This is a genomic window from Vibrio sp. Isolate30 (genome assembly GCF_022397975.1).
Lineage (GTDB): Bacteria > Pseudomonadota > Gammaproteobacteria > Enterobacterales > Vibrionaceae > Vibrio > Vibrio fortis.
This window is the reverse complement of sequence record NZ_JAKEUS010000013.1, coordinates 1-23,490: the sequence shown is the minus strand read 5'-3', so window position 1 is coordinate 23,490 and position 23,490 is coordinate 1. Positions and strand designations below refer to the sequence as shown.

General features: G+C 43.5%; 23 protein-coding genes and 1 pseudogene. 12 read left to right on the top strand and 12 right to left on the bottom strand.

What is annotated here, in order from left to right; translation table 11 throughout:
• Positions 1–142 precede the first annotated feature (142 nt).
• From L1D60_RS21110 to L1D60_RS21100, 3 genes are read right to left on the bottom strand one after another with little or no spacing between them, the layout of a single operon-like run.
• A complete protein-coding gene (locus L1D60_RS21110; RefSeq protein WP_239842829.1) occupies positions 143–565 on the bottom strand; it encodes a YeeE/YedE family protein in 423 nt (140 codons plus the stop codon).
• Position 566: 1 nt separating this feature from the next.
• The gene (locus L1D60_RS21105) at positions 567–989 is read right to left on the bottom strand and encodes a YeeE/YedE thiosulfate transporter family protein (protein ID WP_239842828.1); all 423 of its coding nucleotides are present in this window, start codon (positions 987–989) and stop codon (positions 567–569) included.
• Positions 990–1,301 (bottom strand): metalloregulator ArsR/SmtB family transcription factor, encoded by a 312-nt coding sequence (locus L1D60_RS21100; protein WP_239842827.1) that lies wholly within the window; start codon positions 1,299–1,301, stop codon positions 990–992. It abuts the gene before it with no gap.
• Positions 1,302–1,447: 146 nt separating this feature from the next.
• Between L1D60_RS21100 and L1D60_RS21095 the strand changes: the two genes are divergently transcribed.
• Positions 1,448–3,151: an FAD-dependent oxidoreductase gene (locus L1D60_RS21095; RefSeq protein WP_239842826.1), complete on the top strand. Its 1,704-nt coding sequence runs from the start codon at positions 1,448–1,450 to the stop codon at positions 3,149–3,151.
• A 160-nt stretch (positions 3,152–3,311) separates the two neighbouring features.
• On the opposite strand, the gene L1D60_RS21090 is transcribed toward L1D60_RS21095, so the two are convergent.
• Positions 3,312–3,659 (bottom strand): ATPase, encoded by a 348-nt coding sequence (locus tag L1D60_RS21090; RefSeq protein ID WP_239842825.1) that lies wholly within the window; start codon positions 3,657–3,659, stop codon positions 3,312–3,314.
• A 9-nt stretch (positions 3,660–3,668) separates the two neighbouring features.
• The gene (locus L1D60_RS21085) at positions 3,669–5,705 is read right to left on the bottom strand and encodes a S8 family serine peptidase (protein WP_239842824.1); all 2,037 of its coding nucleotides are present in this window, start codon (positions 5,703–5,705) and stop codon (positions 3,669–3,671) included.
• Between the two features lie 489 nt (positions 5,706–6,194).
• Here L1D60_RS21085 and L1D60_RS21080 point away from each other — a divergent pair, with 489 nt between their 5' ends.
• Positions 6,195–7,100 (top strand): LysR family transcriptional regulator, encoded by a 906-nt coding sequence (locus tag L1D60_RS21080; protein ID WP_239842823.1) that lies wholly within the window; start codon positions 6,195–6,197, stop codon positions 7,098–7,100.
• A 111-nt stretch (positions 7,101–7,211) separates the two neighbouring features.
• Here L1D60_RS21080 and L1D60_RS21075 read toward each other — a convergent pair whose 3' ends face one another.
• Positions 7,212–8,885, bottom strand: coding sequence for an amidohydrolase (locus L1D60_RS21075; protein ID WP_239842822.1), 1,674 nt, complete (start codon positions 8,883–8,885; stop codon positions 7,212–7,214).
• A gap of 237 nt (positions 8,886–9,122) precedes the next feature.
• On the opposite strand from L1D60_RS21075, the gene L1D60_RS21070 reads away from it, so the two are divergent.
• Positions 9,123–9,368 carry a hypothetical protein gene (locus L1D60_RS21070; RefSeq protein WP_239842821.1) on the top strand — a complete coding sequence of 82 codons (246 nt, stop codon included), beginning with the start codon at positions 9,123–9,125 and terminating at the stop codon, positions 9,366–9,368.
• Between the two features lie 46 nt (positions 9,369–9,414).
• Here the strand turns inward: L1D60_RS21070 and L1D60_RS21065 are convergent, their stop codons facing one another.
• Positions 9,415–10,314 (bottom strand): LysR family transcriptional regulator, encoded by a 900-nt coding sequence (locus tag L1D60_RS21065; protein ID WP_239842820.1) that lies wholly within the window; start codon positions 10,312–10,314, stop codon positions 9,415–9,417.
• 103 nt (positions 10,315–10,417) lie between these two features.
• Between L1D60_RS21065 and L1D60_RS21060 the strand changes: the two genes are divergently transcribed.
• Genes L1D60_RS21060 through L1D60_RS21050 form a run of 3 tightly spaced genes read left to right on the top strand, consistent with a single transcriptional unit; the run spans position 10,418 to position 13,177 of the window.
• Positions 10,418–11,284, top strand: a complete 867-nt coding sequence (locus L1D60_RS21060) for an MBL fold metallo-hydrolase (protein WP_239842819.1) — start codon at positions 10,418–10,420, stop codon at positions 11,282–11,284.
• 13 nt (positions 11,285–11,297) lie between these two features.
• Positions 11,298–11,972 carry a glutaredoxin 2 gene (grxB, locus tag L1D60_RS21055; protein WP_239842818.1) on the top strand — a complete coding sequence of 225 codons (675 nt, stop codon included), beginning with the start codon at positions 11,298–11,300 and terminating at the stop codon, positions 11,970–11,972.
• Positions 11,973–11,983: 11 nt separating this feature from the next.
• Positions 11,984–13,177 carry a multidrug effflux MFS transporter gene (locus L1D60_RS21050; protein ID WP_239842817.1) on the top strand — a complete coding sequence of 398 codons (1,194 nt, stop codon included), beginning with the start codon at positions 11,984–11,986 and terminating at the stop codon, positions 13,175–13,177.
• 77 nt (positions 13,178–13,254) lie between these two features.
• On the opposite strand, the gene L1D60_RS21045 is transcribed toward L1D60_RS21050, so the two are convergent.
• Positions 13,255–14,136, bottom strand: coding sequence for a LysR family transcriptional regulator (locus L1D60_RS21045; RefSeq protein WP_239842816.1), 882 nt, complete (start codon positions 14,134–14,136; stop codon positions 13,255–13,257).
• A gap of 182 nt (positions 14,137–14,318) precedes the next feature.
• Between L1D60_RS21045 and L1D60_RS21040 the strand changes: the two genes are divergently transcribed.
• Positions 14,319–15,527: an adenosylhomocysteinase gene (locus L1D60_RS21040; RefSeq protein WP_239842815.1), complete on the top strand. Its 1,209-nt coding sequence runs from the start codon at positions 14,319–14,321 to the stop codon at positions 15,525–15,527.
• Between the two features lie 426 nt (positions 15,528–15,953).
• Entirely contained in the window at positions 15,954–17,570 is a 1,617-nt protein-coding gene (locus tag L1D60_RS21035) for an endonuclease (RefSeq protein WP_239842814.1), read from the top strand.
• Positions 17,571–17,853: 283 nt separating this feature from the next.
• On the opposite strand, the gene L1D60_RS23610 is transcribed toward L1D60_RS21035, so the two are convergent.
• Entirely contained in the window at positions 17,854–18,771 is a 918-nt protein-coding gene (locus tag L1D60_RS23610) for an AraC family transcriptional regulator (protein WP_239842813.1), read from the bottom strand.
• A gap of 291 nt (positions 18,772–19,062) precedes the next feature.
• Here L1D60_RS23610 and L1D60_RS21025 point away from each other — a divergent pair, with 291 nt between their 5' ends.
• Together L1D60_RS21025 and L1D60_RS21020 are read left to right on the top strand one after the other, a co-directional pair.
• The gene (locus tag L1D60_RS21025; protein ID WP_239842812.1) at positions 19,063–19,953 is read left to right on the top strand and encodes an oxidoreductase; all 891 of its coding nucleotides are present in this window, start codon (positions 19,063–19,065) and stop codon (positions 19,951–19,953) included.
• 205 nt (positions 19,954–20,158) lie between these two features.
• Positions 20,159–20,362 (top strand): hypothetical protein, encoded by a 204-nt coding sequence (locus tag L1D60_RS21020; protein ID WP_239842811.1) that lies wholly within the window; start codon positions 20,159–20,161, stop codon positions 20,360–20,362.
• A 217-nt stretch (positions 20,363–20,579) separates the two neighbouring features.
• Here L1D60_RS21020 and L1D60_RS21015 read toward each other — a convergent pair whose 3' ends face one another.
• Both L1D60_RS21015 and L1D60_RS21010 read right to left on the bottom strand, forming a co-directional pair.
• Positions 20,580–21,014 (bottom strand): MarR family winged helix-turn-helix transcriptional regulator, encoded by a 435-nt coding sequence (locus L1D60_RS21015; protein WP_239842810.1) that lies wholly within the window; start codon positions 21,012–21,014, stop codon positions 20,580–20,582.
• The gene (locus tag L1D60_RS21010; protein ID WP_239842809.1) at positions 21,011–21,631 is read right to left on the bottom strand and encodes a DJ-1/PfpI family protein; all 621 of its coding nucleotides are present in this window, start codon (positions 21,629–21,631) and stop codon (positions 21,011–21,013) included. The genes L1D60_RS21015 and L1D60_RS21010 overlap by 4 nt, the downstream gene beginning before the upstream one ends.
• A gap of 233 nt (positions 21,632–21,864) precedes the next feature.
• On the opposite strand from L1D60_RS21010, the gene L1D60_RS21005 reads away from it, so the two are divergent.
• Positions 21,865–22,461: a tyrosine-type recombinase/integrase gene (locus L1D60_RS21005; RefSeq protein WP_239842808.1), complete on the top strand. Its 597-nt coding sequence runs from the start codon at positions 21,865–21,867 to the stop codon at positions 22,459–22,461.
• Between the two features lie 481 nt (positions 22,462–22,942).
• A complete protein-coding gene (locus L1D60_RS21000; RefSeq protein WP_239842807.1) occupies positions 22,943–23,344 on the top strand; it encodes a DUF6228 family protein in 402 nt (133 codons plus the stop codon).
• A 22-nt stretch (positions 23,345–23,366) separates the two neighbouring features.
• Here L1D60_RS21000 and L1D60_RS20995 read toward each other — a convergent pair.
• A pseudogene (locus L1D60_RS20995) lies at positions 23,367–23,490 on the bottom strand (IS110 family transposase); the annotation flags it as partial.

Below are 23,490 nucleotides of genomic sequence, written 5' to 3'. Positions count from 1 at the left end.
TCACGGGGGTGAGAGCAGACCTAGGCCAGTGCAATAAATAAACAAAAGCCGCTAATAATAAGCGGCTTAAATACTCTTCACTGTCAGAAGTACCTTACAAGTATCCCCCCTTTCCGTTAAGCTGATTTAGAAAAACATACGGTTACTTTCTTGCGAATAAGGTAACCGACTTCATCCCAATCATCATGCTAGCAATAAACAGGATGATGGTAATACTGCCCTCACCTAAGCTAGCCACTGCTGGCCCTGGGCAGATACCACCTATCCCCCAACCTAGGCCAAAAATAGACGCGCCCAAAATAAGTTTGTGATCAATCTTTGTATTCGTAGGCAGGCTAAACGCATTGCCATCAACAGTTTTACTACGAGGTTTGATGATTAAATGGTAGAAAGGCGCAAATACGAGCAGAGCTCCCCCCATCACGAACGCAAGACTCGGATCCCACTCACCCGTGATATCAAGAAAAGCAAAAATGTTTGCAGGGTCGACCATTCCAGAAACATTCATCCCAGCGCCAAACAGTACGCCAGATAAAAGAGCGACAAATAAAGAAACAAGGGTCATTCTAAAGCACTCCTAAAATACGACGAACGAATACAACGGCGATCGCGACAGTCATAAAGGTACAAGTCGCAACGATTGAACGCTTCGAAAAACGTCCCATTCCAACAATTCCGTGCCCACTCGTACAACCATTACCTAAACGAGTACCAATACCTACCAGTCCCCCGGCAACCACCACCAATCCAAGGTTCATCGCACTTAAATCTGGCAATTCGAAACCCATTGGACGTGTAAAAACGATGCTAATAACCATGCCGAACAAGAACAGAACTCGCCATAACCAATCTCCCGATTTCGGAGTAAGTAACCCTCCAATAATTCCACTGATCCCAGCAACTTTTCCACTAAACAACATCAGTAGACCTGCAGATAGACCAAGCAGAGCACCACCAGCCAACGCATGCCAAGGCATTGAGAATTCCATCTATTTGTCCTCTTGTTGATGTTTACAAAATACCGTGTGAAGAGAGCCCATCAACATCATGACGCGTTCATCGGCCAACGAATAAAACACTTGTTGTGCTTCTTTTCTTACTTTTACCAAGCCTTTCTTTTTGAGAACCGTAAGCTGTTGAGAGAAAGCAGACTGGCTTAAATGAGATGACTCCAGCAATTCAGTAAACCCAACTTCACCACTACTCAGCTGACACAGCACCATCAACCTGTCAGGGTGAGCCATCGATTTCAAAAACTCAGCGGTTTCATTTGCGTTGTCACGCATGTCTTCAATGTTCATTCAAACCATCTCATCACTTAATTTTGAACAATATCATGGTACACCGATTTAAATTAGTCAAATCTAATTTAGAAAAATATACATTAGACTTTTCTAATTATAGGTTTTATAGTTGTTGCCATTCAGAATGATCAAAAGGTGACCTTATGACTAAGATTCTTATCGTTGGTGGCGTTGCTGGCGGAGCATCTGCTGCTGCGAGAGCGCGTCGTTTAAGTGAAGATGCAGAAATCATCATGTTCGAAAGAGGAAATTTCGTCTCATTTGCTAATTGTGGTTTGCCATACCACATAGGTGGGGACATTAAGGATAGAAGTAAGCTCCTTCTACAAACTCCAGAGAGCTTCTTAGCTCGATTTAACGTCGATGTTCGCGTTATGAACGAAGTCGTATCTATCGAACGACACAACAAACAGGTCACGGTTAAGAATTTACTGGACGGTAGTGAGTATATTGAAAGCTACGACTTCCTTTTGCTCAGCCCTGGAGCCGGTCCAGTGGTTCCTCCTATACCAGGAATTAATAACCCATTGACCCACTCGCTCCGTAACATTCCAGATATGGATCGTATTATTCAAACGATACAAATGAATAAGCCTGAACACGCGACTGTCGTTGGTGGTGGATTCATCGGTTTAGAAATGATGGAAGCCTTTCATCAACTGGGGATTAAAACCACCCTGATTGAGATGGCGGATCAGGTGATGACTCCTGTTGATCGCGAAATGGCAGGCTTTGCTCATGCCGAAATTCGCCAGCAAGGGATTGACCTTAAATTAGGCGTTGCACTTCAAGCGGTCGAGTACATACCGAATGACCATATCGCCAGTATCGGTTCTGGTGAAGACGAAGAGCACCAACATATTGAGGGTGAGCTGAACCTGACTCTAAACAACGGTGAGTCACTAACCACCGACATCTTAATCATGGCCATCGGTGTACGCCCTGAGACGAAATTGGCAGAAGAAGCTGGGCTTCAAATTGGTGCGTTAGGTGGTATCTACACCAATGAAATGATGCAGACTAGCGACCCTAGCATCTACGCCGTTGGTGATGCAGTCGAAGAAAAAGACTTTGTCACAGGTGCACAAACTCTCGTTCCGCTTGCAGGACCAGCCAACCGTCAAGGTCGTATGGCTGCCGACAACATGCTCGGACGCAATGAAACCTACCAAGGTACACAAGGCACGGCAATCTGTAAGATTTTTGATCTTGCCGTTGCCTCAACAGGCAAAAACGAGAAGCAGTTGAAACGCGAGGGTGTGGACTATGAAAAAGTCTATGTACACACCGCAAGTCACGCTAGCTACTACCCTGGGGCTGAGATTGTCTCATTCAAAATGCTGTTTGAACCATCTTCTGGAAAAATCCTGGGGGCACAAGCCGTCGGCAAAGATGGTGTCGATAAGCGTATTGATGTGATGGCGGTTGCTCAACGAGCCGGCATGACTGTCGAGCAGCTTCAACACTTGGAGCTCACTTACGCGCCCCCATATGGCAGTGCCAAAGATGTGATTAACCAAGCTGCTTTTGTGGCAAACAACATCATCAAAGGTGACGCCAAACCAATCCACTTTGATGAGATCATTAACCTCAATGACAATCAGATTCTGTTAGATGTACGAAACCCTGGCGAACTCGAAAACGTCGGCTTTATCTCTGGTGCTGTCAATATTCCAGTAGACCAGCTTCGTCAGCGTATGGATGAGCTGCCAAAAGATAAAGAGATCATTATCTACTGCCAAGTAGGATTGCGTGGCAATGTGGCCTATCGCCAGCTGGTCAACAATGGGTTTAAAGCGAGGAACTTAATCGGCGGCTATCGAACCTTTAAGTTTGCTAACGCCTAAACGAGGCCTTGTGACAACTGCTTGCTCCCGAATCACCAACAGATAGTTCATACAAGAAGTTAGTTTAATTCAGAGTCGCTGTAGCACATAACGCCCCTCTAGGTTACTGTTTATAGAACCTGAGGGGCGTTTTCGTATTAGAACAGATTATTGGAGTGTTTTACTGAGACAGCAGCTTTCGCACAGGCTCGGGCTCCGTATATTCCACTGATTGGTGGTTAGCAAGCTTATCCAGTTCGGATTGCTCGCCAATCACAACCAGCACATTCTGGTCCACCAGCACGTCTACCACTTGAACATCGTGTTGATGAAGCAGCGCTCTTACCTCGTCTTCCTTCCCTTCAACATACTTAACAAAGTAACGCGTAGGTTGTTGTTCCGCTTGTTCAGGGCGTTTATCCACCAAAGGAAAGCCTTGGTTATTAGCCAAACTGTGTGAGCTCAGCCCGAGTGCTAAAAGCGCACTCACACCCATTGCGGACAATGAAACAAAGTTCAACGCCTTCATAATCACTCCTTATTGAAAGGTTAGTGTCCAACTGTTGATGGTTCCTGTGTCTCTTCTGGCACTGTCTACCGCTTTAAGTTCCCAAATGCCTTGAGATTCAAAACCCGTAAAATCGACTTGGAAAGTGGTATTGATATCATTGGCACTACCGCCTTGATTGTCATGCAGAACCACTTGCCCACCCGTTGGAGAAGTGAGCGTGATACGCAGATCCCCAATGTAGGTATGAGCAACATCTAAATCAATCGTGACCAAACCCGCATCACCGGAACGAATGACATCAAGTTCACTCACAACGCCCGCGGCACTGTTATCAGGAATCGCAACAGCATCAGAATTGGTGTAGCTATTTAGATCGCCTCCATTACCTGAACCATCCGGGCCATCACAACCAGCATCTAAGTATTGCTTCGCTGCATCTGCATTCACAAGACCATGACCAGTACGATTGTCACGACCCACGACATCGATATCCGTTGCTGTCTTAATCAACGCATTACGCACTTGTGAAGCGGTACATGTCGGGTGATAACTCCAAACCAAGCCTGCAACACCGGTGACATGCGGCGTCGCCATTGATGTGCCGTTGTAGTACTCATAGTCTTCATCTCTGGTGGTCGATACCGTGATTTCTTGACCAACATAGCCTAATAACTCCTGACCAAAGGCACGATCAACCGTCACCGACACCATGCGTGCAGCGTTGTTTTGATCGACTAGGAAAGGGTTCTGTAGACCAGGAAGTGCTGAGTTACTGTAAACAATCGCTGCACTTGCCCCTGCGTTGTAACACGCTTGAACAGCATCAATCTCTGGATAACTGCTCGAAGACTGATTACCAACGCGTTCAACCAAACAGATCTTGCCTGACATATCACCACAATTAAAACGACTGCCAGACACCTCACAGCTTGCTAAAGCAGCTGTAATGGAACCTGCAACGGGATCAGGACCGTAACTGCCGCCACTCTGAACCAAGCGGTTGTGAGGAACAATACCACGTTCAAATTGACTAACACCGTTAAGTTTGATGTCTGAAAGCTTACCTTCACCGACAGTAACGGTAGACAAAATCGCCACACCCGGACCTGAGATCTCGACTTGGTTTGTCGCCTGAGAGAACGCAGCATGATCGCTCTTATCATCCACCGCAGCGACGGACATCACCGAGTCGTAAGATGCTGGATAACTGTGTGCCGTATTGCCGTCGTTACCTGCTGCTGCAATTAACAGCACTCCATTATCGTATACCGCTTTTAGGGCATTTTTCTCGGTCACACTCGATTGGCTACCACCCAGGCTCATGTTGACCACATTAGCACCGTTGTCGGCACAAGTTTGTACCGCCTTAACCAAGCTAGATGAGTACCCCCAACCTGCTTCATTGAACACCTTGACGATGTGCAGGTTCACGTTTTGATTAGGCATGATCCCTTTGATGCCCTCGGTATTAGCAATCGCCGCAATGGTGCCTGCTACATGTGTACCGTGCGCGTTGTTATTCCCAGGAACGCTCCAAGAACCGGTGCCGCTGTCGTTAGTCCCCGACACAAGATTGCCACTCAGATCGTTATGAGCGAGGTCGTAGCCTGAATCGATAATGCATACGGTGCGATTACCTGCGTTCGAATCCTCCAGAAGCTGAGCATTCACCGCTTGATAGCCCCAAGGAACGGTTTCACTCAACAAGTAACGCGGAGGGTCAACCTCTACATACTCAACATCACTACGATTGCGCAATTTCCCCAACTCTGAGTCTGCCATCTCCACACTGTAGATCGCATTTTTACCTAACTTTTCGACCTTACGTGCTTTGAGCTGATCGAGCACCGACTCTTGCACAATGCGCGGCCCCCAAAACACGTTCCCCCCCATGACGGAAGGGCTGGATGCATCCTCTTTAAACTTAACGATGTACTTGGTTGGCAAGTTGGATTCATCGAACCCAGAGAATGGAGCCGCCTGCGCTGACATAGACAATGTCATCGCCACTGCTACGGCGGACAGTGGCATCAAGCCTTTCATATTTAACGTTGTATAGTGCATCTGCTTTTTCCTTTAGCATATTTTTATTCACACATAACCCATGAAGAATCATTTATAAAATCCACTCATGGGCTATTCAGCTATAAATTAATTGCTCTAAAGTCCAAATCATTCACCACACAAATGTTTATTTCTTGAGCGGTTATCACTCGCTAAACCAAAAGAGTGAACACTCAATATCCAATTTATCGTTTACAAAACCGCCAATTATTTATCAAAAACATGAATTTCGAGTTATTTTTATTGAGTATTTATTCTAATTGACAATAAATCTCATTAAAAAAGAAGAGGTAAGCCATAATCAATTATCTTGGAATTGATAAATAAATAACTAAGCACGCTTTCATACATGCTTTTGATTCCAATACGATGGTTATTGTTTGCTACTCTTTTCCGATATGATTAGCCGTTGTGAATTACGTATAGTTATGCTTTTTGTTAAACCCATGTTCGTCAAAACATTGTTCATATCGGAGTTGAGTTCAATTTATGAATTTACTACACCTACAAGCGCTTTTATTAGCCGCGGAGACAGGTTCAATTTCTGCTGCAGCTCGTAAGCTGGGGAAAAAGCAGCCTCAAGTTAGTCAATGGATCTCTGACTTAGAAATTGAACTTGGGGTTTCCTTTTTTGATAGAACTGGAAATAAAACATCACTCAGTAAGGATGGGGAGCGTTTGCTGCCTTATCTTTCCCACAGTATGAGTCAGCTTACCAAGCTGATTAAAAGTGCTGAAATGATCGCCCAAGGAGAGTCTACCGTGGTGAGAATTGGGATTGAAAACTATGTTCCCGACCTTGCCTTCGCCACCCCTCTTTCTCAAGCACTAGAGCTGCCTAATTTGTGTATCGAGGTGTATCGCGAAGATAAAGCGCAGCTCATGCAGGATCTAAATGAAGGCGACGTCGATATCATCATTACTCATGAGTCCGACATTCTTCACCATCAAAACTTCGAATATTGCCGCGTAGGTCATTACAGAGAAGTATTAACGTGCAGCCCAAAGCATCCTCTCAGTCAATTGCCGGTCGTTACAACCAATGACTTGAGCCAACACCGTGAGCTAATTTGGGGTGAAACAGATAGCGATCTTGAAACGATCAATGAAAATCACGATGGTTTTAGTCCTAATTTTGGCTTTTTCTCGGATGTACAGCTTCTAATAGCAATGTTAACACGCGACAAAGGGTTTGCGTTTTTGCCCAACGAGTGTGTTGATGCCTACATTAAAAATGGTGAGCTCATAGCTCTGAATTGCGATTTTGAGCCAGTGGGAATAGATCGAAGAATTGAGTTATGTTGGCGCAACGGCTTAACGCTGTCTCAGTATGGTCTTCAAATCGTAGAGGCTTTCAAAAATAGTCACCAACTACAAAGTCGCCCTATTACTTAGAGTGATTATCTGGCGTTTCAGAAGCGCTAACTGCTATTTCGAAAAAAGTGTTTTTTCTGCATATTAGACTCCACTAGAAAGGGTGTAGAGATAACTCCACACCCAAGTTTTTTACTCTTCAGCGTCAAATACAATATCACCCTGTAGTACCGTCATTAATATCTTCGTATCGGCGATATCATCTGGCGATAAGCGAGTAATGTCGCGATCTAAGATCGCAAAGTCTGCTGACTTTCCAACTTCTATGGAACCTGTAATCTCTTGTATACCAAGACTTTTTGCTGCGTTAATGGTATACGCATCAATGGCGGACTTTACATCAGGCAAACCGGTGTTTCCCATTCTTATGCTGTTTGCAATCCCGACAAGCGGGTTAAGTTCGTGAACATTCCAGTCACTACTTAATGTCAGGTTAGCTCCCGTACCAAAAATAGCTTTAAGATTCATAAGAGCCTGTGCTCTTTTTGCGCCTAGGAATAGCTTAGCCCATGAATGGTCGTGCTCAACAACATATTCCGAACCGACTTGAAAATCCGCAGTGACATCAAGAGTAGCAAAGCGATTCACATCTTTGGGGTCAACAAGCTCGACATGAGTCAGGGTGTATGGTCTCGTTGAGCCATTCCTACGAGTATGTTCCACGGCATTAAGCGACTCGCGCACTGCACCGTCTCCAATCGCATGAATATGTGCGCCATAACCAATCTTATCCAATGCATCCAACCACGTTTTCATCTCGCTTGGTGGGATATAGTTAATACCGTAAGGCTCATCGGTAATGTAAGTTTCTAAATAAGGTGCAAGTGTTTTCGCGGTGCCGTTTATGGTAATTCCATCACTGTACATTTTTACCTGGTCTACCAATAACAAACCGGATGTATCACTGGATTGAATTGTTTTCAGGAATGCTAACTGCGGCTCCATAGAGTCTGCAGGATACACCCAAGGACGCAGAGAGACTCGCGCAGTTAGATTGCCGTCTTTTTCTACTTGTTTCCAAACTTCATACCAGCCACGCTTCCAGTACAGTCGCCCATCACCAATAGTTGTTATTCCATAAGCTGCCGACTCTTCTAAACCTGCCATTAAACCGTCATAACTTTGGTTGAACTGCCCTTCCAGACTATTCCACGCCATCTCCATCACGATATCGCCAGCATTATCAAATAAGATTCCATTAAGTTCTCCGGTAAAAGGGTCTTTAAGAATCTTCCCGCCTTGCGGTTCTGGTGAGTCTTTAGTAATCCCAGCCAGTTCCATTGCTACAGAGTTAACCCACATCGAGTGCGAAGTCTGCTCCATGATGACAACGGGGCGATCAGGAAAAATACGATCTATCACCTCCAGAGGGGTTTGTGTATTCGTTTCATTTAGAATGGCATCAAGCGAAAAACCATACCCCATCAACCAACCTTTAGATTTACTGCTCCGGTTACACGCCTGTAAGTAAGGAATCTGACCTTCCAGTGAAGCATCCATACTCAGCTCGCAATTACCACCCGCTTCGGAAGCGGCTTCAAATACGTGATTATGGTTATCAATGAAACCTGGCATGACATAAGCGTGTTCGAGATCGATGATTTCTGTGTTTTGATTACGATACGGCTTGGCGTCTGCCCCATTACCGACAAACACGATGTTTCCATCATGAATGGCGATCGTATTCGCTTCTTCGTAACCATAAATTTTTGCGTTGGTTAAAATCGTATCAGCGTTTTCAGTAGCCAATGCATTCGAACTCATTGTTAAACTCGCTATCAATGTCAAAGGAAGGATTCGGCTCATCATTTACTCCTTTCACTCCCTAAAGCCTTATTGCTTTATGATTGCAGGGAGCGATTTGTTATGCGTTGAATAAAGGTTAAAGCAACAAACGAGAAAAAGAAAAATAGCGAGTATAAGAATATTTAGATAGCCCGATCGTTGTACTCTCATCACAAAGGTGAGTACCCTGTATAACAGGATGGTACTGGCGTTCGACTTTACCAATGCTACTACCCAAACTTAACCAAAAGACTGACTATGAAATTTGATATCAACACATTGAAACACCATCAACTCGTCGAAGATGGCCAACTAGAAGGGTGCTACATTCACCAGCCAGTACAAGGCAGCCAAGAAGGTGATAAAGAGGTAGTAGCCGAGCGCAAAACGCTCGAGCAAATGGGGTTTAAAGTCGTTCAGGTTAAGGCAAAAGGCGGGACAACAACCTTCGCCGAAGCAATGCAAAAGCTTGCCAAGAAGACGGGGCATATACCTAAAGAATAAACACCGAGTAATTAAGCGGCGTAGTTCTCCATGTGGTCGTCTTTTCCTACGACGTAATGATGCGAGTAAAATTCGCCTTTAAAAACGCCAAGAACAGCGATAAGCGAAATGGTACATGCTTGCGAGTTGGATACATACCATAGATATTCACTATCGGAAAGTTGGCAACATTTTCAATTTGAACTAAATGCCCGCGCTTCACATGGGGATTAACGAATACACTTGGTATCATCGCAATCCCCATTCCATCTACAGTCGCTTGAATTAACGTGTGTGTATCTGAAATAACAGCGACCCAAGGCTGCCTATAGGAAAGGCTTTTTCCATCAATGGTGAGTGTCCAGTAATCCCCATCTCTTGAATTCCCCATATGTAAACAATCGTGATCCTTCAGCTCAGTATAATCAGCAGGAGCTTGATATTGTTCTATGTATGAAGGAGCCGCATAAAGGCCGAACTCTGACTCTCCGAGCTTAGTTGCGATGTAAGAAGAATCCTGAAGTTCGAATGAAAATCGAATGCTCAGATCTATCTCCTCCTCAATCAAATTTATATGATGGTTCGACAAAGCTAAATCAAAACGAATACCTGGATATTCGTTACGAAACTCTTTGATAGCCTTCATTAAAAAAGATCCCATGGCATCAGGTGCGGACAAACGAATGAGCCCTTCTGGGTTATTTTGATGTGCTGTCGCCAATGAGTCCTCGAGCTGTTCAATATCACTTAACACCGCTTTCGCCCCCTCGTAATAGGCTTTGCCTCCCGGTGTAAGGTGCATACTGCGCGTTGTGCGATTTAACAACACAAATCCTAGTGAGTCTTCTAACGCGGCAATATGTCTACCAACAATCGCAGGTGTGATACCCAGTGATTTTGCCGCTTTAGAAAAGCTCCCTTTATCGACAACAGAGCAAAACAGCTGCATATTCCGGCACTTATCCATTTGATACCTTTTGTATTAAGTGAAGTTACTTTTACGTCTATTGTTCTATTTACTGATGTTAATTATCTTTTGTTTCATCATCAACAGTGAAACGGAAATAATCATGCCTCTTACTTCAAAACTCACCACTCTTTCTCTGGTTTTAGGAATGGCGACCAGTGTCAGTGCTGCTGACAGTTTCGATCCTTCTAAACCGGTAATGACAAAACTGAAAGATGGCATCTATCAATATTCTCAGTTTTTTTACAACAGCTTGGTTGTTGTTACCGACGAAGGGGTGATCATCACCGATCCCTCAGGAGATACTCGCTCAGCACAAATGATGAAAGAAATCCGCCGTGTGACAACGCAACCCGTTAAAAAAGTCATCTATTCTCACGACCACTTTGATCATTCCCGTGGGGGAAAAATCTTCAAAGATCAGGGGGCTGAGTTTATTGCACAAGAAAACTGCACAGACTTACTTTCTCGAGATTTAGAACAAAAAGTAGCTTACCCAACAACGACTTATAGAGATGACATGACTATCTCATTGGGTGGGAAACAAATCGACCTCCATTACTACGGTAAGAATGATGGTAACTGTATGAGTATTGTACATATGCCTGAAGACAAAGTTCTTGTTGCCGTTGACTGGCATTTACCACAGTACCTGGTGAGCTCAGGTCGTTTGATTGAACAAGACTACGTCGCTACGTTAAATACGATCAAGCGTGTTCGACAAGAGCTCGAATTCGACACCATCGTCAATGGCCATATTCCGGTCGATTCACCTGAGCTTCTAAAAGAGAGTGAAGAATTTGCCCAAGCTCTGTTTGACGCAGTTTGGAAAGGGCTACAAGAAGGAAAATCTGTCGATGAACTTAAAACGTCGATAAAACTTCCTAAATTCCGTCATTGGAATGGTTACGAGGAACACCTATCCGCTCATGTTGAGCGCATGGCTTACTCAATTTGGCATGGTAACTAATTGGAGCGTAACGATGAAATTACATGTATTTGATAGTTGTCCTTTTTGTGTCCGAGTTAAGACCGTTATTGGACTGAAAAGCCTGAATTGTGAAATCAAGACAATGACACTAGGTCAGCTACCGGCATCTCTAGACGGAAAGTTAGAGCGTTTGACTGTTCCTGTACTTGAACTACACCAGCCCCATGATCGTGAAAGCTCACTAATGGTCGAGAGCCTAGATATCATTCGTTACTTGGATCAACTAGATAAGCCGCTATTTGAGAATTATGAAATATCAGAACCGTTACAAGATCTTCTGACGCGACTCTACCCGGTATCTGCACAACTTCTATACCCGAGAATGCCGAAGCTGAATCTCCCTGAGCTTGCATCACCGTCGGCACTCAAGATGTTTACCGAGTCACGCAAAAATGCTTTGGGCCAATCAATTGATCAAGCGTTAGCAAGGACACAAGAGTGCCTACCAGAGTTACAGCGACTTTTAGAAGAGCTCGAATCATTCATTGAGATTGATGACTTTATATCTGGCAAGCGAGCGCTGAGTATCGAAGACGTTGTCATATTTGCTGAGGTAAGAAACTACACCATGATTGCTGAACTTGAAATGAGCGAACGCCTTATGAAATTTATCCACACCATTGCATCACGTTCAGGCGTGTCTTTATATCCAAAAATCAGCAAGTAATGGAGTTTAAGATGGCAAACAACAAAATTCTTCCTCTGTTGGTAATTTTCTCATTCATACCTTTGGGGCCACTAGCGATTGATGTCTATTTGCCATCTTTTCCTCAAATGATTGAGAGCTTTGCTGCCTCCGACAGTGAAATAAGGCAGACCATTTCAATCTACATTCTGGCTTTGGGGGTCAGTCAACTCATTGCTGGGCCGGTCTCTGACCGTAAGGGTCGAAAGTTTTCAGCAATGCTTGGCTTGTTTATGTATGCCGCCGGTAGCTTGTTGGTTGTCGCTTCGTCCTCCCTAAATATGCTGTACGCCGCGCGAGCAATTCAAGGCGTCGGTGCGTCTTTCACCATGATTACGGCAATGGCTTGGATACGTGATAACTATGAAGGAGACGCTGCTGGAAAGTGGTTGAGCTACATGGGTGGCGTGACCAGTGCTGTTCCGACTATTGCTCCGCTAATTGGTAGCGGGTTAGCGCTATTTTGGGGCTGGACCGCTGGCTTTTACCTCATGGCTGGCTTAGCAATATTGCTTTTTGTGCTCTCTGCAATGGCTCTTAAGTCGCAACCGAGTGTTAAGACAACAATGGAGGTAGAGGATACCGAGGCTCTACAATGCAACGTACGAGATATATTGAGCAATCGAAGTTTTTTGGTGTATTCGCTGACAAACATGCTCAGTTTTGGCGCCTTATTAACCTACATCTCTGTCGCCCCCATAGTGGCAATAAGTGAAGGTGGGTTTTCTCAAGTACAGTTCTCTGTGATGTTCGGGATCATTGGAGGCGTTCAAATACTGTCTAGCCTGGTTGCCCCCAAGCTAATGAAAGCGTTTGGTCGTAGAAATACCGTGCGTTTAGGTACTGTGATTATCGTTATCGGTGGCATTGGATTGTTATTCATTGCACCGAATGCCACATACCTATTCTTTGTTTTATCGGCATTAGGCGCCGCGGGGTTCAGCCTTCTTTCTGGCTCAGCGACATCATTGGCACTCGAATCATTTAAGTACTGTGCTGGTCTAGCGACATCAATTGACGGTTTTTTGAGAATGATTGGTGGTGCGCTGCTTGTTGCAATTTCAGGATTGATGGGCGTTAGCGGTATCTCTACATTAGCCGCGGTGATGTTGCTATCAATACTGCCCGTTATATTGGTTACTTTGGATAATCGAATCGTGAATGCCACAAGTAGAAGCGTAGGTTAGCCATTAGAAATTAGGTCAAAAATAAACGCCCCAATGGTTGGACGCCAACTATTGGGGGCTTTTTATACCCCACTAGACTATTGCAAAACGTGGTCGATAAATGTTCTAACCTTGTGTGATGCAACAACAGAGCTCGGGTAAACAAAATACAATTCAGTTGACCAAGTATAGTCCGTTAATAAGTTCACAAGCTCTTCTCGTTTTAGGTAATCATTAACAAGAAAATCCAGTGCACATGCAACGCCTACTCCACTTTTCGCCATTTCGACTAGCATCGCCTCAGAGTCCGACCGTATCGTTGAATTCAATTCAACAAACTCATGAGACTCATCCGTAAAATTAAATCGCCATTTATCCTTCGTGAGACAACTTCGATAATTCATACAGCGATGTTTTTTTAAGTCAGACGGGATGGTTGGCGTACCATTTTGTTCTAAGTAGCTCTTTGAGGCGACCACTTTGGTACCGATGTCTTTGATCTTTCTACATCGAAAGCTGCTATCCGGCATATCACCGATATGAAAGGCCAAGTCGATTCCATCAGACACGAGATCATCCAATGTATAGCCGTACGTAAATTCAAGTTCTACCTTAGGGTATGCTTGAGCGAACGAACTGATTTTTTGCATGAGGTCTAAATCATGTTCAAGAACGATCGGGAGACGCACCTTAAAAGAGCCACTCAAAGTCTCATTACGTTGATCGATAACATCGTGAGCTTCTTTAATATCATCAAGAATCTTTGAATATCGGTGATAAAGATACTGTCCATGCTCTGTTAAGGATAACGTCCTGGTCGTTCTCTGAATGAGCGTACACTGCAATTCATTCTCTAACTGACGAACTTGCTTGCTGATAACAGATTTGGACAACATCAGCTCATCCGCAGCCTGAGAGAACGAATTGTTCTTCACTACGGTATAAAAGGTAGTGACCAAATTTAAATTCAAGTTTTTCATAGGGGCACCTCAAATAGTCACTCAATTCTACCCCATTACTACTAAAAGAATTCACAAGTTCCTTTTACATACCTCACGTTATAGTTTCTCTACAAGAACAATCTTTCCACGTAGCTTTGTTTTTCAAAACCTCGATTTCACTCATTCTGTGTCCATACCAATTTTCACTAAAGGATACAGACATGACGAATATCACCCATGACGTAGCAGATTTGGCGCTTGCGCCTGAAGGTACGAAACGAATCGATTGGGCGCGTGCACACATGCCGATTATGCGAAGTCTTATTACGCGCTTAGAAAAAGAACAGCCCTTCAAAGGGTTAACCATCGGTATCTGTCTTCATGTTGAAGCCAAGACCGGCGTATGGATGGAAGCTCTAACAAAAGGTGGAGCCAGAGTTGTTTTAACCGGTTCTCCGGGCTCGACCCAAGACGAAACCGCAGCGGCATTGGTGAAAGATTACGGCGTTCACGTATTCTCTCATCGCAATGAATCGTTTGAAGATCACATGCGCTACTGTGAAAACGTTCTTAGCTTTAATCCAGACATCATTGCTGACAACGGTGCGGACTTACACGAACTTGTGTTTACTCACCCTGAGTTTGAACGCTTGCAAGCCACGTTGCTAGGGGCAACAGAAGAAACAACGACAGGCGCTAACCGCCTCCGCGAAGACTTCAACTCCGATAAGTGGTCGACGTTGATCATCAACGACACCATGTCTAAGCGCATCATTGAAAATCGCTTTGGCGTAGGTTCGTCGGTTGTGGACGGAATAATGCGAGCCACCAACGTTATGCTTCATGGCAAGAAAGTTGTCGTCATTGGCTATGGTTACTGTGGCTCTGGAACCGCACAGCGTCTACGAGGAATGGGAGCTCATGTCACTGTGGTTGAGAGCAATTCTTTGACGAAGCTTGAAGCGCACATGGAAGGCTTCTATACCTCAACACTTGAAAAAGCACTGCCTGATGCCGACATGGTTGTAACAATCACAGGTCGTGACAATGTTCTACGCAAAGAGCACTTCGAGCTCATGCGTGACAAAACCATCATCGCAAATGCTGGTCATTTCCAACGAGAAATTAACTTACCTCAACTTAAATCGATGAGTGAGAGCGTTAATCGTATACGCCCGCACGTCACCGCTTATCAAATAGCCGGTGAAAACAAAGAGCTGTTTGTGTTATCAGATGCGAACTTAGTCAATCTATCTGCAGGTGATGGAAATCCAATTGAAATTATGGATTTAGGTCTTGCTCTTCAAACGCTTAGTCTTGAGCGTATCGCGCTGAATGCCAAGTCACTCACCAAAACACCGCAGCCAGTACCCTACGACATCGAAATGATGGTTGCAGAGCTAGCTTGTGAGCACTGGATCAATCACTAACCCTCACTATAAAACGGCAAACTGTTTTAGTTTGCCGTTTTAACCGTTTACTTGGCATAGTCAGCGAGTTGGTGTAGTGAGTTTTAGTATTGTCGCAGTAACTCTCAGCTTTATTGTTAACCAGACAAGCAATAAATAGAGTCAATCGACCGAGATCAAGCTTGATTAAAATATTGAAAGCGACTGGATTTTGCCGACGGCACTTTCTTGGTTTGAAGTGCCCCTTTTCAAGTCAAAAATTCATTTCGCAGTGTGCGATTCGCAGCCTGTGAAATGCATTTAATAGGTCAATGTTGCATTGTTCTACATCACATATATTAATAAAAGTGATGATCATTACATTTATTAATGAGATGTATGTCTCTCTTAATGTTTTGATTACTTTCTAAGCTTAGTTGATTTTTATCCAATTAAACAGAAGGTTATATGATAAATAGAATAATAACACTAAGTGGCGTTGCATTACTTTGTTCAGCGAGTGCACATGCACAAATCCAAAATGGAAGTTTCGAAAACTGGGAAGGAAATACACCATCTGGATGGAGTGTAATTGATTCCGGCATTGCAGTTTCACGCTCTAACGTTCCTGTTACTAACGGCAGTTTCTCTGCGCAAGTAACAGTGAATACAGGCACTCAAAGTAATACCGATTTTCTGCAAACAATAAGTGTTGAACAAGGGAAAACTTATGATTTCTCTGTTGATGTTTACCATACGGATGGCAACGTGAAAGCTCGCCTTTTTGTGGATGGCTATTTAGGTTACTCAAATAATGGTTTAACGAACCAGTGGCAAGCATTGACTCACTCGTACAGTGCTACAAGCACCAAAGACATTGTTGTGGGCGTACGATTTTATGATGAAGCCGGCTTTGATGGATCGGAAGTTGTGTACCTAGATAACTTTCAGCCTACGGTCACTCCACCCACTCAAAGCTGTAATGATACCAGCGCCACACTTACGCTAGTGACGGATAACTATGGCTCTGAAACCAGTTGGTCTCTTAAACACTCAGTTTCTCAAACTCTTTATTCTGGTTCAGACTATCAAAATAACACCACCAATGAAGTGGAAATGTGTTTAGCAAACGGCAGCTATACGTTAGAAGTTAAAGACTCTTATGGCGATGGAATGTGCTGCAATGTAGGCAATGGCTCGTACAGTTTGTCGGTTAATGGAACCGTTGTGGCGTCTGGCGGTGATTTCCAATCAAGTCAGAGTACAGAATTTACAGTTGGTGGCTCAACGACACCACCAACTGAACCACCAGTATTAGGCGAGTATTACAAAGACGCTGAAGGCAAAACGGGCTTTGCTTTAAAAACGGCTTTGCATCAAATTATAGATAACCATAGTAGTCAGGGTTACACCGCTATCTGGACATTAGTGTCTGAGACTGACCTAGACGCGTACTATGAGACAGATGGGTCGATTCTGGATATGTATTCAGAGAAGCCTTCGGGTTCTGATTCAATCCAATTCACTAAGGTGACTGATCAATGTGGTCAGTACAGCAAGGAAGGTGATTGTTACAACCGCGAGCACTCTTTCCCGAAAAGCTGGTTTGGTGGAAAAGTGGAGCCAATGAACTCTGACGGTCATCATCTATTTGCTACTGACGGCTACGTTAACTCGAAACGCAGTAACTGGCCATTTGGTGAGGTGGGCAATGCAACATACACGTCAAGCAATGGCTCTAAACTAGGCAGTGCGGCAAGCTCTCTCGGTTATGTGGGTACTGTGTTTGAACCAATTGATGAGTTCAAAGGTGATTTCGCAAGAGCATATTTCTACATGGCAACACGCTATGAAAATGAAATCGCGAGCTGGGAAGGTAACTCTACAAGCTCAAACGCCGTCCTGGATGGAACCAATACCACCGTATTTGAACCTTGGCTACTTACTATGCTTAAGCGTTGGCATTCTATAGATCCAGTAAGCCAAAAAGAAATCGACCGAAACCAAGCGGTACATGATTTCCAAGGAAATCGTAACCCTTTTATTGACCATCCAGAGTTTGTCAGCCAAATCTGGGGGAATTAAACGGTATATAACCGCCGTGACAATGGTTTCATGATAATTGAATTAAGCCCAATCCTTCGTTTGGGCTTTTTTATTGAAAGGCATTAGCGAGCTGATTTCCATACCTTTAATTATCTATGAATTGCTAATTTAGAGGAATCTTTGACACATTCCTTGTCCAAAAGCTTCATTGATCTGAAATTATACTCGTGGCACTTACTAACTCAAAAATGCCCCAAGTGAGCCAGATAGAACTTTCCTAACCATTAGCATTCTTAATGTTTTTTGTTCCCAGTCTAAGTTGTTAATGGCGGGTATTTTGTAATCGATACTCTGAAGGGGTCACCCCAACTTTGTTTTTGAATAATCTGGAAAAATATTGGGGGTACTCAAAGCCTAAACTGTAGGCAATGGTCGCCACGGAATCCTTACTAGAGAGTAAGCGATCTTTTGATTTATCAATCAAAGCATATTGAATCCAATCCTTCGTTGTTTTACCCGTTTCAGCTTTCAGGGCATCGCTTAGGTATCGACTGGTCATATTCATGCTTTGCGCCAGTTCATCTACTTCAGGGATTGCGGCAGATTCTTGAATAATAGCGTCTAAGCGAGCATCTAAAAGCTTTGAAAGTCGATCGTATACTGAGGTGTTAGCCTCTTTGCGCATCATAAATTGACGGTGGTAATAGCGATTGGCGTACATCAATAAGGTGCTGATTTGCGATAAAATAAGCTCTTTACTAAAGGCATCTAGGCTCATGTTATTTTCTGCCTCAAGCGCATCAAACATCGCGATCATATGTAGTTCTTCTTTTGGTGAAAGGTGTAGAGCCTCGTTAACCGAATAATTGAAAAACTGATATCGTTTAAGTTCGTCTTGCAGTTTGTGACCACGGATATAATCGGGGTGAAAACAGATGGTGCGAGCAACGGAATCTATGATTATACCGCTGGCAGTCAGCTCTTGATCGGGAGCGATAAACAGCATTGTCCCACTTGAACAGTCGTATTGGGTACGACCGTACATGACCTCGCCTGATGTGATGTGTTTAAACGATATCGCATAGAAACTAGTGGTGAGTGATATGCTCTCACCGCTGAGTAATTGATTGTCATCACTGTTGGGATTTAGTTTCATTACATCAACTAAAGGGTGCTCTGGTGGGCGTATACCAAGAACAGCATTGAGCTGTTTAATAGTATCAAAATGGAAGTTTTTCACTGTTTAACCTCATCTCAGAACCTTTAACTGCATCTACCTCGTTCTCATTCATATTATGGTTTAGTTGAACAGAAAAATCAGTGCACAAATTGACGTGAAGTGTATACAAAATGTCTGAACTGTTAGATTCGTTATTTTGTATACAACTCTTACGGTTTTGTGCACTGCTACTTTTGGCCATGTCTCTTAAGATTGCTCTATCGATTACGAAGCCCTCGAATTTAGCTGCATTGTGCTATAGGCATTGCTTCAAAATAACTAAACCATCGTAAAATATGAGGAATAAAGTTCATGGCAAATAAACCTTGGAGTGCTGACGACATACCTACTCAAAAAGGCAGAATTTCAGTTGTGACTGGATCAACCAGCGGGATCGGCAAGGAAACTGCGAGGGTGCTAGCGCAAAAACAATCAACTGTGGTACTTGCCGTAAGAAATGTATCAAAAGGTAAGAAGGTAGCAGCGGAAATTCGATCAGACTATCCAGATGCCGATGTTTCGGTTATGCAATTAGACCTTTCCAGTCTTCACTCAATTCAAGCGTTTAGTTCACAGTTTTTAGCAACTTTCGATAGGCTTGATTTACTGATCAACAACGCAGGCGTGGCGTGCCCGTATGCCAAGACCGATGATGGATTTGAAATTCTGATGGGTACGAATCATTTAGGTCACTTTGCATTGGTCGGTCATTTACTTAAGACTCTCAAAAAAACACCAAATTCTCGTGTGGTGGTCGTTTCTGCTGGCGCACATAAGTCCTCGAAGATCGATTTGGATGATTTGAACTGGGAGAAGCGACAATACAGTAACTTTACGGCGTACGCAGATAGTAAACTGGCAAATCTTTACTTTGCCTATGAGCTGAAAAGGCGGCTTGGACCTGAGGGCGGAAACCCTATGGTTACAGCAGCCCATCCGGGCTGGACGACATCGGAACTTCAGCGTGGCGTGGTGAAATTCTTAAATATCTTTTTCGGCCAGAGTAAAGAAATGGGAGCACTACCAACACTACGAGCTGCAATAGACGAAAGTGCATCCTCGGGTGATTTCTTCGGCCCGCAAGATTTCTTTGAACTGCATGGCGCACCCATTAAGGTCGAATCAAGCAAGCAGTCACATGATGTCGATGCTGCGCGAAAGCTTTGGACGCTATCTGAAGAATTAACAGGAATAAAATATTAAACGATGATACTAGAGCATTGCGCTAAGTACGTTTAAGGATATTTATGGACAGTAAAGAAATTTTACAGGTCGTGGGTATTATCATTTTATTGCTAGGGGGATACTCAGCTATAACCCTGAGCTAGTGAGCAATAAACCCATCCCCGAGGATAGCTTCCAAGCTGTTGAACGAAGAGTCCGGTGGGGCTTTCTGATGGGGGCAGGCATGCTACTCATCTTTCATCATCAAATTACTCCGTATTTATTTACTGTAGCTGCACTCGGCATGACATTAACATTAGGGGCGCTAATTTCGCGCGTAATGGGTATTTTCCTTGATGGCTCCGTACCGAGACATTGGATGTGGGTTGCTGTTGAGCTAGTAATGATCATTGGTTTCGGAGTTTGGTATGCGAAGCAACACCCATAATCAGTTGATTTTCCGTATCTAAATTAATTGATTACTAAATTAGTAATGTCACTGACACAGAAATGTCCAAAATCTTCGCAGGCTGAATTCTTACCCGTGGCACTTTCTAACTCGAAAGTGCCCCGTTCCGCGTTAGAGTGATTGTTCGTTGGTGAATCGTGCCACTGAAATCAGATTACATTTTCTCATGATTGGCGCTCTTTATCACTCATATAGATTAAAGGCTTTTCATTGCGGTTGATAACTCAGTTATGGCTTTAACCATTTCAGCTACTTTTTCTTTCCCAACCGTATCAATTAGTTGCTCAGCATATGCTTTATGAAATGGTCTTATTTTTGACAGAGCATTATGACCTTTTGGCGTTAACTGAAGTAGCATAGCCTTTTGATGAGATGGATTTGCTAATGTTTCTAACATACCTTCATCGATAAGCTGTTTGCTGGTTCTCTGAACGCTTTGACGTGTGATCCCCATTTGACGTGCGACTTCAGCTTGTGTAAGAGGATCATTAACAAGAGCCCCCAACACTTGCCAGCGAGTTGCGGTGAGATCTGCCCGAGAAGCAATATTCTCGGCTATTGATAAAAACTGACCATTTAAAGAAAAAACAGTTAGGGCTAAAGTACTGAGGTCATGTCTTGGGTCACTCATTGAAGGGAATTCTCCATTAACTCATAAAAACCAGTTATGTCCCGCTGTTCGAATAATTTCAACCAAGAATCTAGCGTAGTTTCAGAATAGATCTCCAACTTCCTGAATATCTCTGCCGCAAAAGCAATAGGTTCAATACCCCCTGCGGTGATCAAATAGTCTGTCGAGACAACGGGTTCTTGGATATAGTTCTGGCTACCTGCATATCCTGTCATTTCCAGAAATTCTTTTGCATTACTAGTATGCGGAACATTATCTAATATACCTTTTCTCGCTAAAGCAGCGGTTGCACCACAGATAGCTGCAACACAAATACCATTGTCGATAAAACGCTTGGCTGCATCGACAAAATCATCGATGCCGCCTGTAGCAGCATTATCTGAACCACAAAGAATAAGCATTTTACCATCAGAGGGATTTAGCTTATCGAGAGATAAATCTGGCACGACAGTTAATCCACCTTTAGTTCTAATCGATTCTTTATTTCGCCCAACCGTCTTTATTTCAAACCTGTCAGGGAAAGCTTGAAACTCTTGAGAGTTGATATGAGCCAAGACATACCCATATTCCCAATCAGAGATTCCGTCATATACAGCTAGATAAATAGATTCCTTCATAAATTACACTCAAAAATGACAACAGGCTTACATGGTGTCAGCACACTGTCATAATTGCAAGGAAAGAAATTCAATGGGAGTTGCATACAATCTCACAAACTTTACATTAATTAAGTTGATATCTCAGAGTTCAGCCTTTCAGTTTCTGTCCACCGACATTTAAGAGCTTCCTAAACCCTACTAAATTTGACGGCCAAACTTCATGTTGACCAAAACACTGAGAGGAGGTCATCATGAGAAAGTTATCTTCTGGAAAATGCAGTGGCATCAAAAGGCCATTTAAGCTTGAAGAGATCTGGCGGATCAGAACTAGGCTGGAGATTGAAAATGATCTGATGCAGCTCGCATTACTGAACCTAGCTATAGATAGCAAATTAAGAGCGAGTGACTTACTAAAACTACACGTTTACGATGTTTCTTCGCAAGGGGTTATCTATGAAAGGGTTCAGTGCATCCAGCAAAAAACTGGCACCGATGTCCACTATGAGATTACTCCGAGAACACAGCAAAATATTAGCCGATGGATTTTTGCAGCATCCCTAGAGGCAAGCAGCTTTCTATTCCCGAGTAGCCGACGCTTTGGGCAACCTATCAGCTACTCATCCTATCGTTCAATTATCAGGAGCTGGGCTGTAAAACTGGGACTGAATGCTGACTATTACGGCACTCATTCCATGCGCCGCACCAAAGCCACGTTAATATATGCCAGAACGAAAAACATCAGGGCCGTACAGATTTTACTTGGACATTCGAAGCTAGATAACACAATTCGATACCTTGGCGTTGAACTAGAAGACGCTCTGAGGTTGTCTGAGAAAACAGACTGCTGACAGGTGCTGAAACAGGCTTTTCTTCTGAAAAGCCTGTGCCCCAAAATCACTTAGATTAAATACTCTGCACAATTCAGAGGGCGTGCGTTTGCCCTACAAATCCTAATATCAAGTTTTGGATAATTTACTCATCATCTTTACTTTCTTTTCTGTATATCTATACAGTTTATTTAGTTTTAATCTGGTTTGGGTATGAATAATGGCTTGTTTTGTTGAGTGCTTAATCTCGTTTTGTCAATGGAATGTTTGATAAACTATTGTTTGTTAAGATGTTTGTGAGAATCATGCCTTAGATAACAGGCACTGTTAAAAAGTGATAACACGCTGGCGCGTTTCTATATGATGACAGAGTACTTAGCTCGATGTATTTGCTTTAATTTTCAGTAGTTTATGATAAATTTTTTGATAAGCAGGCAGACAGAAAAACGAGACTGCCTGTTATTAAGAATGTTAGCAGTCAAAGGTAAAGGTCATAGTAAAGATGAAAATCATAAGTGATAACCAACTAATTATCGAATTTCATCGTCCAGAGTTTAACCTTGACGGATGGATGGAGCATTACACACTATCACTCAGTGGTAGAGGCATGACGTCATCGGTGCGTGTTGCGAATCAGCCTTATGGTGATAGCCCGGAAGACTTTTTCAAACGGCTAGCAGAAGAATGGCAAGGTTGGGATGGTGAAAAGGTGTGGTCCTCGTTGGAAGGTGAATATTCCATGTCTGCAAAGAGTGACCTGACTGGGCATGTTTATCTTAACTTTAAAATTTATTCGAATTTGACTGAACCTCATTGGGGTGTACAAGTGGTTATTGTTCTTGAATCTGGTCAGTTAGATTCCATAGCGACTAGATTAAGCAAATTTCTGTGGCAAAACTGCTAACAAACGACTATGGCGTCAATGATTAATTTTTGACTGCGTTCTCATCCCACATGGCGCCATCTCTTAGCATCGAGTTAAGGGTCACAACCATCTTTCTTACACACGCGATTATTGCGACTTTCTTAGGTTTTCCGGCTGCTAGAAGT